The sequence below is a fragment of the Picosynechococcus sp. PCC 7003 genome (assembly GCF_001693255.1).
In the GTDB taxonomy this organism is placed as follows: domain Bacteria; phylum Cyanobacteriota; class Cyanobacteriia; order Cyanobacteriales; family MRBY01; genus MRBY01.
The window spans coordinates 1-14,271 of the sequence record NZ_CP016474.1; the positions used below are offsets into that span (position 1 = coordinate 1).

Consider the following 14,271-nt stretch of genomic DNA (forward strand, 5'->3'; position numbering starts at 1 on the left):
GTGACTCAAAATCCCCAATGGCTTTGGCAAGAAGTCCTGACAAAACTTGAACAACAACTGAGTCGCCCCACCTACGAAACCTGGATTCAGCCGACGGCGATCCAACAGTGGCGGGAGGATGAAATCGTACTCTGTGCCCCCAATGCTTTTGTCCTGAACCATATCCAGAAATACTATGGTGCATTGATCACCGAAACCATTGCCGAATTGTTGCAACAGCCCGTTAAGGTACGCCTTACTTCTCCAGAGGGAAATACCCTGGCGGCCACCCAAAGTTTTTATAGTTCCCGCAGTGGTCAATCGACTCGCCCCGGCAAAAAGACCCCAGAACTCAACTCGAAATATACGTTTTCGCGGTTTGTGGTTGGCCCCACCAATCGCATGGCCCATGCGGCGGCCTTGGCGGTGGCAGAATCACCGGGGCGGGATTTTAATCCTCTGGTGCTCTGTGGGGGCGTGGGTCTGGGGAAAACGCACCTGATGCAGGCGATCGGTCATTACCGTTTGGATACCCAGCCGGACGCGAAGATTTTCTATGTTTCCACGGAGCAATTTACCAATGATTTAATTGTTGCGATTCGCAAGGATAGTCTGCAAACCTTTCGGGAACATTACCGCACCGCTGATATTTTGCTGGTGGATGATATTCAGTTTATCGAAGGGAAAGAATATACCCAGGAAGAATTTTTCTACACGTTTAATACCCTCCATGAAGCGGGTAAACAAATTGTTTTAGCCAGCGATCGCCCTCCCCACCAAATCCCAGGCTTGCAACAACGGCTGTCTTCGCGTTTTTCCATGGGTCTAATTGCGGATATCCAACCCCCCGACCTAGAAACCCGGATGGCGATTCTCCAGAAAAAAGCCGAGGCGGAAAATTTAAACCTATCCCGCTCGGTGATTGAATATATCGCTACCCACTACACGGCGAATATTCGCGAATTGGAGGGGGCGCTCCTGCGGGCAGTGACGCACATTGCCATTTCTGGCCTACCGATGACCGTCGAAAACCTCGCACCCATTTTGAACCCGACGGTGGAATATGCCCCGGCGGCCCCGGACGTGATCTTGCAAATTGCCGCAGAAGCCACGGGGGTGAGCATTGAGGATTTAAAGGGGGCTTCCCGGCGGCGGGAAATTAGTACAGCCCGGCAAATTGCGATGTATTTGATGCGCCAACACACTGATCTCAGTTTGCCCCGCATTGGGGAGATGTTCGGCGGCAAAGACCACACTACGGTGATGTATAGTTGCGACAAAATTGGTCAGTTACTCACAAAAAATCAAAAAATCTCCCAACTGGTGAGCCAAATTAGCGATCGCATTAACCATCACCACCAGAACCTCTAGGGAATCAAAATAAAGACGCCGTTACAATAACGAACAGTGTTATTTTCCCGTTAAACTATGGTCGTTCCCTACCGGATTGTTTCCCTTCTGCCCAGTGCCACAGAAATTTTAGATTGTCTGGGTTTAACCCCGAACGTGGTGGGCCGGAGCCATGAATGTGACTATCCACCGGAGATTGGCGATCGCCCCGTTTGTACTGCGGCTCGCCTCGACTCAGAGCGCCCCAGCGGTGAAATTGACCAAGAAGTCTTGGCCTTGCTCCAGGAAACCTTGGGAATCTACGAAGTGAAGCTGGATGTACTCCAAGCCTTGCAGCCGACCCACATTGTCACCCAAGACCAGTGCGATGTCTGTGCCGTTACCCTGGCTGATGTCCAGGCGGCGATCGCCCAACTGAGTGATCACCCACCACAGCTAATTTCCCTCCAGCCCAATACCCTAGCGGATGTTTACCAGGATATTCGCCGCGTAGCCCAGCAGTTTAACCGTGATCCCCAACCTGTTTTGCAAGATCTACAACGGCGGGTGCAAGCCTGTCAGAAACGAGGCAAAACTTTGCCCAAACGTCCCCGGGTGGCGGCCATTGAATGGATTGATCCCCTCATGGGTGGCGGTAATTGGCTCCCAGAACTGATTGAGCTCGCAGGCGGCGAAAATATTTTGGGAAAATCGGGTAAACATTCTCCTTACATTAGCTGGGAAACTCTCCGCGCCAGTGATCCCGATGTGGTGGTGGTGATGCCCTGTGGTTTCGATCTAGAGCGCACCCGCCAGGAAATGCTCGCCGATTTGGAGCTGCATCCTGAGTGGAAACAATTACGAGCTGTGCAAAATGATCAGCTATTTATCTGTGATGGCAACGCCTATTTCAACCGACCAGGGCCACGCCTCGTGGATTCCCTAGAAATTCTCACGGAAATTTTGCAACCTGTCGGCGATCGCCTTTATCCAGAAACCGCTTGGCAAAAACTTTCCTTACCTTTGTGAGCAAAATCTCAACAAATAGTAACTATCCAAAGAAATATTACATCCCAGCCTAGTTTTACAACATTTTCTATCAAGTTTATGTTGGTGAAAAAAGGATTATTCAGACAAATTAGGGGATATTGCCGCAAAAATTAGCATCCTCCCCAAAAAAGCATCCCTTTGGCTTCTTCTGGGAATTTGGCACATTAAAGACATAGCAAGATTTTGAGGGCAGGCGTTTCGTGATGTACCGCCGCTTTTCGATTCAAAAAATATTATCTAAGGTGAGGATGCTGTCTATGTGGCTCAAAATCAGGCACCTAGTCGATCCTGTATTGCAATATCTCAATCAACCCGTGGGACACACAGATCGGCATACGGTATGGAACCCCAATCGTTTTTGGTATCTCTATAAAATCAACCTGTTAGAAAAATGCTGGCAAAAAGAGGCTGCCAATAAAGGCCAGCATACCTACTAGGGGTTGCTAGGGGGCAATTTTTTCAACTTTTTCAGCGCCTGTGCGAGAGGTTTCGAGGTGAGATTCTATTCGTAATTGGCTAGCCAGTTGACCATGGATATTCACGCAATAGGGAACACAGTAGCTCAAAAGTACCGAAACCCAACGACCATTGGTCATGGTACCGTCGAGGACGGCGTTGCCATGGTTAATAAAAAAGTAAAGGCTGCCCACGAAAAGGGCGACTCGGAGGGCTGTGGGTCTGAGGCGGCGATCGCCTAGGGCAGACAGGTAGGTTTTAAGGGTCATGGATCTTTCCCCGAGTAGAAGCTTTATCTCCCGATGCTGCAATTAGTCCGGTTGTAGGGTTTTGGCTTTTGTTTTTTGGCGTACGCGGCTAGTCATTTGGCCATGGGTACTCACGCAGTAGGGTACAAAATAGGTCACAACGGCAGAAATCCAGCGGGTGCGTGTCATCGTACCGTTGACGACGGCGAGGCTGTGGTTGATGCAAAAGAGCACAGTCCCTACGGTTAGTGCCACCCGCAGTGCTGTGGAATGAATCGCGCGATCGCCGAGGAGTTTTAGATAGGTTTTCATGGAAGCCATCGGTCAAGCTGGGGGATTTAGCAATAATTGTAGTCAGTTCTGATTGTTGTTGGGAAAGGCGATCGCCAAAGTATTGAGTGTATCCATTTCGATCAAATCTGCCTATTATCAATGGGAACCGCTTTTCTCCGATGCAAGGTCTATGACAGCAACCAGTCAAATCAATTTTCTTCGCAACCTTTGGTATTATGCGATGCCTAGCGATCGCCTCAAACCGAAGCAAACCGTCACCAAATTTCTCCTCAATGAACCCATTCTTTTCGGACGCGATCGCCAAGGAAAAGCTTTTGCCATCCAAGATGCTTGTCCCCACCGGGCGGTGCCCCTCAGCGACGGTCGATTTAACGGCGAAGAAATTGAATGTTGCTACCACGGCTGGCGTTTTAACCCCCAGGGTCAATGTACGGCGATTCCCTGTCTAACAGAGGAGCAAACCCTAGATATTAGTCGCTTTAGCGTGAAATCGTATCCCCTCTCAGAAAGTCAGGGCAATATTTGGATTTATATGTCTGACAAAAAAAATACGGTGCCCCAATTACCAGCCCCCACCATTCCTTTGTTTTCAGAAGGGCGATACCAAATGAAAACGACAATGCTCTTTCCCTGTGAATATGATCAGGCGGTGGTGGGTCTGATGGATCCGGCCCATGTGCCCTTTGTCCATCGGGCCTGGTGGTGGCGAGCAGATCCGACCTTGAGTGAGGAGATAAAAGCCTTTGATCCAAGTTTTTATGGTTTTACGATGCGCCGCCATAAACTTGAAAAAACAACCCTCATGTACGACTTGGCAGGGAAAGATCCAGAAGTGGAAATTTCCTTTCAGCTGCCGGGCATCCGCATCGAACAATTACTGACCCAGCAAAATAAAATTTGTAATTTGACGGTGATCACCCCCCTAACAGCGGCAGAAACGGAGGTGACGACAATGTTTTATACGACTTTACCCTGGCTGAAGTGGTTTAAACCGATTCTGATTCCTTTAACACGCACTTTTTTGGATCAAGATCGACAGATGGTGATCAAGCAAAAAACCCGTTTGCCCTACAATCCGCCGATGATGCTCATCAAGGATGCTGATACTCAAGCTCGCTGGTATTTCCGTCTAAAAAAGGAGTTTCAGGAGAGCCAAACAGCCATGCGCCCCTTTGTGAATCCAGTCAAAGAAGCGGTTTTACGTTGGCGGAGTTAAGCTTGGGCGATCGCCTGGGATGCCTGACAAAATTTCTGGGCCAACAAATCAACCCCGGTGATTGCAGTTCCGACAACGACACTATCAGCCCCCAGTTGGAAGGCTTTTTGCAGCATTTCTGGAGTGTGGATGCCCCCTTCACAGATGACTGGCAACTCGAAATCCTGGGTTAATTTTTCGAGCAGCTCAAAACCAGGGGGCGTTAAATGCTGGGTTTCTCCCGTGTAGCCATAGAGGGTCGTCCCCAAAATATCGGCACCAGCCTGGGCGGCTCGTTGAGCATTGTCGTAGGTATCGAGATCTGCCATCACCAATTTTCCTGTTTTCTGGTGAATCCCGGCGATCAGATCCGCGAGACTTTCTCCGTTCGGTCGGGGGCGGGCCGTGGCATCAATGGCAACGATGTCGGCTCCCGCTTTGACCACTGCTAGGGCATCTTCTAACCGGGGCGTAATGTAAACGTCTGATTCTGGAAAAGTCCGTTTCCACAACCCAATAATCGGGATCTGGGGTAATTTGGCCCGCACAGCGCGGATGTGGTCAGGGCTATCGATGCGCACCCCAACGCCTCCTTGGTTAACACAGGCTTGGGCGATCGCCGCAATCATTTCAGGGGCATGGAGAGGGGAATCAGCGGGGGCTTGGCAGGAAATAATCAGGCGATTTTTAAACTGGGCAATTAGATCAGACATGGGCTTGATGGGAAATTTCTAGGAATATTGGGACACAGCTAAGGCGATCGCCGCTGGAAAAATACGATGTTCTTGGACTTGAATTCTGGCATGGAGCGTTTCAGGAGTGTCATCGGCCAAAATGGGCACTACCGCCTGCATAATAATGTCGCCACTATCGACTTCTGGGCTGGCAAAATGTACCGAACAGCCCGTCACTTTTACGCCAGCCGCTAAAGCCTGTTCTACAGCGCGAATCCCTTTAAAGCTGGGTAACAAACTGGGGTGAATATTCAGGATACGATTTTCGTAGCCAGTGAGCAAAACCTCGGTGACAATGCGCATCCAGCCCGCCATAATCACCCATTCCACCCCATGCGATCGCAAGACATCTAAAATGGCTTGGTCACAGGCTTCCCGTGAGGCAAACTCCCGGTGGTTAATCAGTTGGGTTTTCGTGCCAAATGTTGCGGCCCGTTCTAAAACCTTGGCCTTGGGGTTGTTGTAGATCAGAATCGGGATTTCCGCCTTGAGTTGATTTTCGGCAATGGCTTTGGCGATCGCCCCGTAGTTACTGCCGCTACCGGAGGCCAACACCCCTAGTTTTACCGGACGGGATAAGGGCACATCCGTCAGGGTCACAGGGGGAGAAATTAAAGCAGAATTTAGCGCAACATTACCCATCAATCGCGGCCAACCTCGGAAGTACAACCACTAAGCATATCGGTTCCCTGGCCGAAAGTCAGATATTTTTGCTCGGTAGCGTGGGGGTTTGGGGATTAAACTAGGCAGAATCTCGATCCTCAAAACGAATAATATCTTCGTCTCCCAAAAATTCACCATTCTGAATCTCGATCATCACCAGATCAATCACCCCCGGATTTTCGACCCGATGACGGGTATTCATGGGGACATATGTGGATTGGCGGGCCGTGAGGATCTTTTCTTGGTCGTTACAAATGACTTTGGCGGTGCCAGAAACCACAACCCAATGCTCGCTACGGTGGTAGTGCATTTGGGTACTGATGTGGTGGCCGGGTTTGATTTCGATGCGATTGATGCGGTAGCGATCGCCTTCTTCGAGGATTGTGACTTTGCCCCAGGGGGGTGTACGGATTTCGGTCATACTTGCAGGTTAAATTGATTTGCTGTCATTGTAAAAGCTCAATTGTCACCCAGGCGATCGCGCAACTCCGTTTCACTGACTCGAAACCCCACCAAGACTGCCTTGTTATCCTGCACAAATAGAGGTCGCTTCAACAGCATCGCATCTTGAGCAAATGCTTCGATCCACTGGTTATCATCCCAGGTTTTCTTTTCTTCCCCCAAGGCTCGGTAGGCTTGTCCGGAAGTATTGCGCATTGGTTTGCTGCCGAGTGCTTTAACCCATTGGGCGATCGCCTCTCTGCCGGGAGGTTGCTCTTTGGTATTGATAAATTCGTAGGGAATTCCGGCTGTTTCTAGCCATTTCAAGGCTTTTTTACAGGTGTTGCAGGTGGGAATGCCGTAAACTTGCAGCGTCATTTTTTTATCAAACTAAAGTTAACTTAAAATTTATTATCTAATACTGGGTAACTGTCTCCCAGGGTGGAAGTGTTATAACGGTGGATATCCTGATCAAAAGAAAGACCCCATGGTCATCGCCGAAGATAAATTCCCCCAACTTACCCCTGACGAATATTTGCGTTGGGAGGAACAGCAATCTGAAAAATATGAATATATCGATGGTCAAATTTATGCCATGGGGGGAGGCAACAAAAACCATAGTCTAATTGCCGTGAGGCTTGCGAGTTTATTTTTCAATCATCTGAATGGTAGCGGTTGTGAAACCGGAAATTCTGATCTCAAAATCAAAATTCCCAACAGCCATAACTATACCTATCCAGATATCAACATCACCTGTGATGAACGAGATCAGTCCACCACCCAATTTATTACATATCCTTGTCTGGTTGTCGAAGTATTATCAAAAAGTACAGAGGCTTATGATCGGGGTGGCAAATTTAGACTTTATCGCCAAAATCCAGTCTTAAAAGATTATTTACTGGTGAGTTCTACCGCCATCGAGATGGATTTATATCATAAAAATAAATCAGGAGAATGGCTGATTATCAACTACCAATCTGGAGACTTTATTTTCCTAGAAAGCATTGGTCTCACCTTTATTATTGAGCAAGCCTACCAAGGACTAAATATCAACAGCTTTGAACTTTTGTAAAAAAAACAATCGTTTAGTGTTGTTTGTTGTTATTTGGTTTATGATTAACGAGAGATCTACAAACGTCATTCCGTAACTCACTGAAATCAAATACTTTGTGCAAAAAAATCAATGGATCCAATTACGATATTTGGCTTAATAGTAGGGGGCAGTATTGCACGTGGTATTGCGCGCAAAAGTATTTCTATTTTCCAAAGAAAAAACTCAAGTGATCAAAAGCAAAAAACGATACAAAAAAACAACAATACGTATCAGTACACTCCTCCTCAAACTGCTACATTCACTAATATAGACTGCCAAAACTTTACAAATTATGGGGTGAATTATTTTTACCACATGACCCACCACACAAATATTACATCAATTTTTAACTATGGTCTTCTAAGTCACAAGAAAGCATCTCATGATTTTATTAATAAAAAGGATATTTCAAATCAAAATGTCCAAGAGATAAGGAATTCAAAGAAAATTGTTTGTGGAGATAATACTTATGACATAAGACTCCATGATTGTGTTCCTTTTTATTTCAATCCCAGAAATGCGATGCTTTATTCGCGTAAAGAAATGCAGAGAGATATTATATTTTTAGGGGTAAACACAAGTGTTTTTGCAAAAACAACCTCTTTTTTTACTGATGGCAATGCCGCATCTGCCGACACATTGTTTTACTATCAAACAAAAGACTTGGATAAACTACCGTGGGATGTATTAAAGAGTTCGCGTTGGAATAATAAGATTGATGGAAGAAGAAAAATGTGTTCAGAAGTCTTAATCAAAGATCAAGTTGAAGTTGATTATATCTCCACTATAATTTGTAACAATGAAATTATAAGGCAAAAAATCATTGGCAAAATTCCTTTTGCATTTCGCCACCATGTTAAAGTTGTAGTCGATCACAGTTTTTATTTTTAAGTGAAATTTTCAAATGATCCACTATTCACAAAACACGGTGTTTGATATAAAAGCACAAACTATCGTTAATACGATCAACTGTGTGGGTGTTATGGGGGGAGGTCTGGCTCTTGAATTTAAACTCAGATTCCCTGAAATGCACCAAGATTACTTACTTAAATGTCAACGACAACAATTTGTCACTGGTGAACCACAAATTTATAAAGAGTCTAAACCGTGGATCTTGAATTTTCCTACTAAAAGACATTGGAAATTTCCTTCAAAATTATCTTGGATTAAAGAAGGCTTACAATATTTTCAAAACGAATACAAAGACATGGGCATAAAATCGATCGCATTTCCTAGGTTAGGATGTGATCGAGGCGGTCTGTCTTGGGATATAGTCCATGAAGTGATGCTTGATTATTTGAGTCTTGTTGATATTGACGTTTTTATTTGTCTAGATAAAGAACCAGCATCTTCTGGTGTTGAAGCTCAAATGATAGAAAGCGTAAAAAATACTAAGTTTCTTAGAGATGTTGTCAGTCTTAATGAGAAATCAATCGAGAACATTCGCGGAAATATAGAGTTCAAACGATTTAGAGATATTGCAAAAATCAGAGGAATAGGCAAAAAAACTTATGAAAAAATTTTTATACATGCTTATTCCTACGCGATGAAAGAACAGCAAAACAATGTTCCAGAGATGGAACAACTCTCACTATTCCAATAGACTGATATTGACCTCTGTCGATGAGTTTCATCTGCAAAACTTTGACGAGACTGATAAAAACATTTGATAATAAGTCGATGTTGAAGTTGTGCGTCGGTGAACCATGTCCAATCTGCCCCAATCCTTTGAAGAAACCCTCGAACAAGCGAAAGCCGCAACCCTAAACAGTTTAGAAGCAGGCTGTGGGCGGATTTTAATTGAATTATGCTTTCCTGAGATTGCTCTACAGGCCCAGGCCTTGGCGTGGAATTGGGCGCAACTTTTTGTGGAGGAGTATGGTTCGGGGTTGAAAATTTTCTTTCCGGATACGGGGGCGGCGGCTCTGGCCCGGCGGGATTGGGGTGAAATTCCCTTTAAGGTGACGGACATTGGCACCTCGCGATCGCCTATCGAAAATAAAATCGGCGATGATGACCAGATTTTTATCATTGTCTGCCCGTCGGCGGTGGAAGTTGCTCAGGTCGAAAAGCTCTGTAACTTTGCTGGCGATCGCCCGGTGATTATGTTGATTCCCCAACTAGAGGATGTGTCCATTGTGGGGATTGGCTATGCGGCGCGGCAACTGCGGGAACGGTTCATTAGCACCCTCGAAACCGCCTATTACATTCGACCCTACGAAGGAGCTATGGTTTGGCGTTCTTACCCCTCGACTTGGGAAGTGTATCTCGAAAAAGAAGAAGACCAATATGAACTCATCGCCAGCGAAACCACTAAACCCCTCGGCGAATATTTAGAGCGGCTGTTGTTGGCGGCAGTGGAACCCGAAGCTGGGGAAGCGGCAAATCCCAACGCACCAAAAATCAAAAAAACAGGACTGCTTGGGGGTCTACAAAACTTCCTAAAAGCCCTCAGCAACTAAGTTTGAGACCGAATAACCAATGATTGATAACCGTTCACTAACCATTGCAGTGGTGGGAGATGTCCACGACCAATGGGATGCCGTTGGCGATCGCCAAGCCCTGGAGATTCTCGGCGTCGATCTTGTGTTGTTTGTTGGGGATTTTGGCAACGAAGCGGTGAAATTAGTGCAACAAGTCGCCGATCTTCCCTTCCCAAAAGCCGTGATTTTTGGGAACCATGACGCCTGGTACACCGCCTCCGATTGGGGCCGCAAAAAAGCCCCCTATGACCATGCCATCGAAGATCGCGTCCAGGCCCAGTTAGACATTCTGGGGGAAACCCATGTGGGCTACGGTCATTTGGATTTACCAGAGTTTGAGCTTTCGGTGGTCGGGGCACGGCCCTTTAGTTGGGGGGGCGAGAAGTGGAAAAATGAAAAATTCTATGGCGATCGCTACGGTGTTCATGACTTTACAGAATCCACCGCCTTAATCGAGAAAAATATTGCGGCTTGTCAGTACGAAACCTTAATCTTTCTCGGTCACAATGGCCCCATCGGATTAGGTTCTGAACCGGAGGATATGTGTGGCCGCGATTGGAATCCCCTGGGGGGGGATTTTGGCGATCCGGATTTTGCCCAGGCTTTGGCGATCGCCCGCCGTCAAAACAAGAGAATTCCCCTAGTCACCTTTGGCCACATGCACCACAGCCTCCGCCACCGCAAAGATCGTCTGCGTACCCAATGCCAATTTTCAGACGAAACCCTCTATTTCAATGCCGCCCGCGTCCCCCGCATCCAAACCTATAAAAACGGCGATCGCCTCCATAGTTTTTCTGTGATTACCCTCACCCAAGGCCGCCCAAGCAAAGCCGAACTGGTGTGGGTCAATCCAATCAGCCAGCAGCAAACGAGGGAAACCATCTGGTCACAGCCCCTCAGCTCTCTTCCGTAATCTCGACCACGTTGCCGTCTGGATCTTGCAAAAATAAGGCCCGTCGTCCCGATGCGCTCATCTCATAGGGATAATTTTCGCTATCCAACTGCGATCGCACTGCATCAAGGTCTTTTACGCCGAAAGCAATGTGGGGATTTCTGCCCAACTTCTCTGGATTGGGTAATTTCGCCTGGAACGTCGGGTCTTCAATCAGATGAACTTGCATCTGTGGTAGCTGGTACCAAACGCCACCATATTTAAAAGGTCGTTCTACCTTGGGCAGCCCCAGCAGTCGATCATAAAAGGCCACCGCCTGTTGCACATCTGCCACCAAGATAGCTGTGTGTAAACAACGGGTCACTTGAATCTGAGGCGTTACCATACTGACTTTTTGCTCGATGCTTGGTTTGATTTGTCGTGCTTCCTAAATCCAAATGGAGAAAATCCCCTAGGAATCCGTGGTTGCAAAATTAATCCAGCCTTCAATTTTAGGGCCGAGGCGAAACAACAGAGATTGGGCTAGCCCTAAATGATCAGCCCCTAACAACAGCATCATCGCCTGGGCTTTTACGATCAGCAGTTGTGTGGGGCAGGCTGCAAAATCTAGGGTCAAGACTGTTGATTCCCCCCAAACTTCTCGATAAATTTCGCACTGACTGGGGAGCAGGGCCGTAAGCTGACGAAAACGTTCTAAAGCTTCTTTTTCAAAGGCAGCACTGCTACCTTGGGTCGAAAAAGGTTGGTGGTTCATAGTGGGATTGTCGTTGGTGACAAAACGCTGGCTTCTTCTTTTACCTTAAAGGGTTGTTTTGGGGCTGTGGGGGCAGGCGTTAGAATTTTTATCTTTGTGAATCGAGCATGACAATATATGAAGAAATATCCCGGTCTTTCTGCTGGGCCTGGAGAAAAATCTTAAATTTGGAGGGGGTTTGGGAAAATAACGTAAGATCGAAATACCGTTTTATTACTACGGTCAATATTTTTCTGGGGAACCTCAATGGTTGAGTTTAATCGACTGGTCAAAAAGGGAATTGATCGCAGTGTGCGGCGGGGTGTCCTCAATCAAATCCGCCACGGCCTAGACATCAAATTTCCCCAGGATGCGGATCGCATTTTTGCCGATATTCAACAAATTCCCAGTCTGCACGGCCTCAAAATGATCGAAAATCAACTCTACCACCTCCAGACAATCGAGGAACTGCGTTTGCTCTATCGCAATTTGCTCTGAGTTGGGCGAGGAGTTTGGGGAGAACCATGGGTTTTTTGGATAACATTCACAGTTTAAAAACCTTCATCTGTGCGTTTCATCCGATCATCGTCATTGAGACCGTCGAAGAGGAACGGGTCGAGGCGCTCCTGCGGGAAGTGGTCAAGGATTTACACATGCCCTTGTTTGAATGGACGGTGAATTTGGGGCTAGCGCCGACACCGGGGACGAAATATGCGCCCCGCACCAATGAATATGCCCGACCCGGAGCGAACAAACCGATCGCCTTTGAGAATACGGCGGATCCCCTCGATGTGCTGAAATATATCGGCGAGATAGAGCGTAATGGGATTTTTTGGCTCAAGGATTTTGCGCCCCACCTGGAGGATCCCAAAGTCATCCGGGAAGTACGGGAGTTGGCAGATATTTACGGGGTTGTGAATTCGGCGATGGTGCTGACGGGGGAATCGATCACTTTACCAAAGGCGATCGCCCATGATGCAGTGTATTTTGAGCTGACTTTACCGGATGGGGACGAGCTATACCAGACCCTTTCGGAGGTGATGCGGGAACTCAAGGTGCGCCATAAGTTAACGATTACCCTCCAGGGGGAGGAACTGAATCAATTTGTCCATGCTCTCAGCGGGATGACCCTCAAGCAGGCCCGCCAGGCGATCGCCTATGCTGCCCTGGTAGATGGGGAGTTAAACGGGGCCGACATCCTTAAGGTGATCCACCGCAAGGCCCAGATCCTCCGGGAAGAATCCCTCCTCGAACTTTTTCCTGTGGAAGAAAATACCGCAAAATTAGGGGGCTTTGTGGGCCTCAAACAATGGTTAAAACGGGCTCAAGTGGGTTTTAGCACGGCGGCGAAACGGGTGAATCTTCCGGCCCCGAAGGGCATTTTAATCGTGGGGGTGCAGGGTTGCGGTAAATCCCTTGCGGCGAAGACCATTGCCCGGGAATGGCAACTGCCGTTGTTAAAACTAGATGCGGGCCGCCTGTACAACAAATTTATCGGTGAATCGGAGAAAAATTTCCGCCAGGCGATCAAACTGGCCGAATCCATGGCCCCGGCGGTGTTGTGGATCGACGAAATTGAAAAAAGCTTTGGTAATCCCAGCGGCGATGGCGATGGGGGACTGAGCTTGCGCTTATTTGGTTCGTTTTTGACCTGGCTCCAGGAAAAATCCCAGGAAGTTTTTGTCGTCGCAACAGCCAACGATCTATTGCAACTGCCGCCGGAACTGTTGCGGAAGGGACGCTTCGATGAAATTTTCTTTGTGGATTTGCCCAATGCCCAGGAGCGGGCGGCGATCTTTTCGATTCACCTGACCCGCCATCGACAAAATGTTCAGGAGTTTGATCTGCGCATCCTGGTGACGGCGGCGGCGGGTTATAGTGGCGCAGAAATTGAGCAGGCGATTATTGCCGGACTTTACCAAGCTCTTTATGCCCAAACCCCCTTGACGACGGAGGCTTTGGTGGCCCAGATGAAAAGTACGGTGCCCCTGTCGGTATCGCGGCGGGAAGATGTGGAAAAATTACGGGCGATCGCCTCGGAACGTTTTGTGTCAGCGCGGTAGAATACCGGGATGCGCATCTACGGCAATCGACAAATCAAAACTCTCCCTGGCGAACTAACGCGGCCTACCCTGGCAAAGGTGCGGGAGGCAATTTTTAATATTTGGCAAGGGCAGGTGCTTGGCTGTCGCTGGTTGGATCTTTGTGCGGGTTCGGGTTCCATGGGGGCTGAAGCATTATGTCGTGGCGCTGTGAAAGTTGTTGGCATCGAGAAAAATCCCCAGGCTTGCCGCATTATTCAAGAAAATTGGCAGAAAGTGGCGAAAGCTGAGCAAGAATACCAAATTTTAAAGGGCGATCTCCTCAGACGTCTGGAGAATTTGGGGGGCGAAACCTTTGATTTAATTTATTTCGACCCGCCCTACGCCGCGAAACTCTACGACCGAGTTTTAACCAAAATTGTTGACCTAGAATTACTCGCCCCCACCGGGGAATTGGCCGTGGAGTACGACCCGAAACTCTGGCAACCGATTGAGTTGTCTGGTCTAGCGCTATTCAAAGAAAAAAACTACGGCAAAACGGCGATCGCCTTTTACTGCCTCGCCGAATGACACTCCCCTAGCCCTTCTCAAGCTCACACTCCCCTAACCCCTCTCAGGAGGGGAATTAATTGGTGGGGG

The 14,271-nt window shown here is 47.8% G+C and carries 19 protein-coding genes; 11 read left to right on the top strand and 8 right to left on the bottom strand.

Annotated features, from left to right (window positions below):
* Complete coding sequence (gene dnaA, locus AWQ21_RS00005; protein WP_065712771.1) at window positions 1–1,350, top strand: chromosomal replication initiator protein DnaA; 1,350 nt, start codon at window positions 1–3, stop codon at window positions 1,348–1,350.
* 57 nt (window positions 1,351–1,407) lie between these two features.
* A complete protein-coding gene (locus AWQ21_RS00010) occupies window positions 1,408–2,337 on the top strand; it encodes a cobalamin-binding protein (protein WP_065712772.1) in 930 nt (309 codons plus the stop codon).
* 464 nt (window positions 2,338–2,801) lie between these two features.
* Here AWQ21_RS00010 and nrtS (AWQ21_RS00020) read toward each other — a convergent pair whose 3' ends face one another.
* Together nrtS (AWQ21_RS00020) and nrtS (AWQ21_RS00025) are read right to left on the bottom strand one after the other, a co-directional pair.
* Window positions 2,802–3,083 carry a nitrate/nitrite transporter NrtS gene (gene nrtS, locus AWQ21_RS00020; RefSeq protein WP_065712774.1) on the bottom strand — a complete coding sequence of 94 codons (282 nt, stop codon included), beginning with the start codon at window positions 3,081–3,083 and terminating at the stop codon, window positions 2,802–2,804.
* A 42-nt stretch (window positions 3,084–3,125) separates the two neighbouring features.
* Window positions 3,126–3,383 carry a nitrate/nitrite transporter NrtS gene (gene nrtS / locus AWQ21_RS00025; protein WP_065712775.1) on the bottom strand — a complete coding sequence of 86 codons (258 nt, stop codon included), beginning with the start codon at window positions 3,381–3,383 and terminating at the stop codon, window positions 3,126–3,128.
* 142 nt (window positions 3,384–3,525) lie between these two features.
* Here nrtS (AWQ21_RS00025) and AWQ21_RS00030 point away from each other — a divergent pair, with 142 nt between their 5' ends.
* Entirely contained in the window at window positions 3,526–4,572 is a 1,047-nt protein-coding gene (locus AWQ21_RS00030) for an aromatic ring-hydroxylating dioxygenase subunit alpha (RefSeq protein ID WP_065712776.1), read from the top strand.
* Here the strand turns inward: AWQ21_RS00030 and AWQ21_RS00035 are convergent.
* From AWQ21_RS00035 to AWQ21_RS00050, 4 genes are all read right to left on the bottom strand, one after another.
* A complete protein-coding gene (locus tag AWQ21_RS00035) occupies window positions 4,569–5,264 on the bottom strand; it encodes an N-acetylmannosamine-6-phosphate 2-epimerase (RefSeq protein ID WP_065712777.1) in 696 nt (231 codons plus the stop codon). The two genes, AWQ21_RS00030 and AWQ21_RS00035, sit on opposite strands and share 4 nt — an antisense overlap.
* 18 nt (window positions 5,265–5,282) lie before the next feature.
* A complete protein-coding gene (gene purN, locus AWQ21_RS00040) occupies window positions 5,283–5,927 on the bottom strand; it encodes a phosphoribosylglycinamide formyltransferase (protein WP_065712778.1) in 645 nt (214 codons plus the stop codon).
* Window positions 5,928–6,027: 100 nt separating this feature from the next.
* On the bottom strand, window positions 6,028–6,369 hold the full coding sequence (locus AWQ21_RS00045) for a phosphomannose isomerase type II C-terminal cupin domain (protein WP_065712779.1): 342 nt from the start codon (window positions 6,367–6,369) through the stop codon (window positions 6,028–6,030).
* 38 nt (window positions 6,370–6,407) lie between these two features.
* A complete protein-coding gene (locus AWQ21_RS00050) occupies window positions 6,408–6,767 on the bottom strand; it encodes a Spx/MgsR family RNA polymerase-binding regulatory protein (protein ID WP_065712780.1) in 360 nt (119 codons plus the stop codon).
* A 109-nt stretch (window positions 6,768–6,876) separates the two neighbouring features.
* On the opposite strand from AWQ21_RS00050, the gene AWQ21_RS00055 reads away from it, so the two are divergent.
* From AWQ21_RS00055 to AWQ21_RS00075, 5 genes are all read left to right on the top strand, one after another.
* A complete protein-coding gene (locus AWQ21_RS00055; RefSeq protein ID WP_065712781.1) occupies window positions 6,877–7,461 on the top strand; it encodes a Uma2 family endonuclease in 585 nt (194 codons plus the stop codon).
* 111 nt (window positions 7,462–7,572) lie between these two features.
* Window positions 7,573–8,373: a DUF4433 domain-containing protein gene (locus AWQ21_RS00060; RefSeq protein ID WP_065712782.1), complete on the top strand. Its 801-nt coding sequence runs from the start codon at window positions 7,573–7,575 to the stop codon at window positions 8,371–8,373.
* A 13-nt stretch (window positions 8,374–8,386) separates the two neighbouring features.
* Entirely contained in the window at window positions 8,387–9,085 is a 699-nt protein-coding gene (locus AWQ21_RS00065) for a macro domain-containing protein (RefSeq protein WP_065712783.1), read from the top strand.
* Between the two features lie 103 nt (window positions 9,086–9,188).
* Window positions 9,189–9,944, top strand: coding sequence for a DUF1995 family protein (locus tag AWQ21_RS00070; RefSeq protein ID WP_065712784.1), 756 nt, complete (start codon window positions 9,189–9,191; stop codon window positions 9,942–9,944).
* 19 nt (window positions 9,945–9,963) lie between these two features.
* Window positions 9,964–10,878, top strand: coding sequence for a TIGR04168 family protein (locus AWQ21_RS00075; RefSeq protein ID WP_065712785.1), 915 nt, complete (start codon window positions 9,964–9,966; stop codon window positions 10,876–10,878).
* Here AWQ21_RS00075 and AWQ21_RS00080 read toward each other — a convergent pair.
* Complete coding sequence (locus AWQ21_RS00080; protein WP_065715130.1) at window positions 10,862–11,227, bottom strand: VOC family protein; 366 nt, start codon at window positions 11,225–11,227, stop codon at window positions 10,862–10,864. The two genes, AWQ21_RS00075 and AWQ21_RS00080, sit on opposite strands and share 17 nt — an antisense overlap.
* Window positions 11,228–11,308: 81 nt before the next feature.
* Window positions 11,309–11,611 carry a hypothetical protein gene (locus AWQ21_RS00085; RefSeq protein ID WP_065712786.1) on the bottom strand — a complete coding sequence of 101 codons (303 nt, stop codon included), beginning with the start codon at window positions 11,609–11,611 and terminating at the stop codon, window positions 11,309–11,311.
* 246 nt (window positions 11,612–11,857) lie between these two features.
* On the opposite strand from AWQ21_RS00085, the gene AWQ21_RS00090 reads away from it, so the two are divergent.
* From AWQ21_RS00090 to rsmD, 3 genes are read left to right on the top strand one after another with little or no spacing between them, the layout of a single operon-like run.
* Window positions 11,858–12,088: a hypothetical protein gene (locus AWQ21_RS00090; protein ID WP_065712787.1), complete on the top strand. Its 231-nt coding sequence runs from the start codon at window positions 11,858–11,860 to the stop codon at window positions 12,086–12,088.
* 26 nt (window positions 12,089–12,114) lie between these two features.
* Entirely contained in the window at window positions 12,115–13,653 is a 1,539-nt protein-coding gene (locus tag AWQ21_RS00095; RefSeq protein ID WP_065712788.1) for an AAA family ATPase, read from the top strand.
* Window positions 13,654–13,662: 9 nt separating this feature from the next.
* Window positions 13,663–14,202 (top strand): 16S rRNA (guanine(966)-N(2))-methyltransferase RsmD, encoded by a 540-nt coding sequence (gene rsmD, locus AWQ21_RS00100; protein WP_065712789.1) that lies wholly within the window; start codon window positions 13,663–13,665, stop codon window positions 14,200–14,202.
* Window positions 14,203–14,271: the final 69 nt, after the last annotated feature.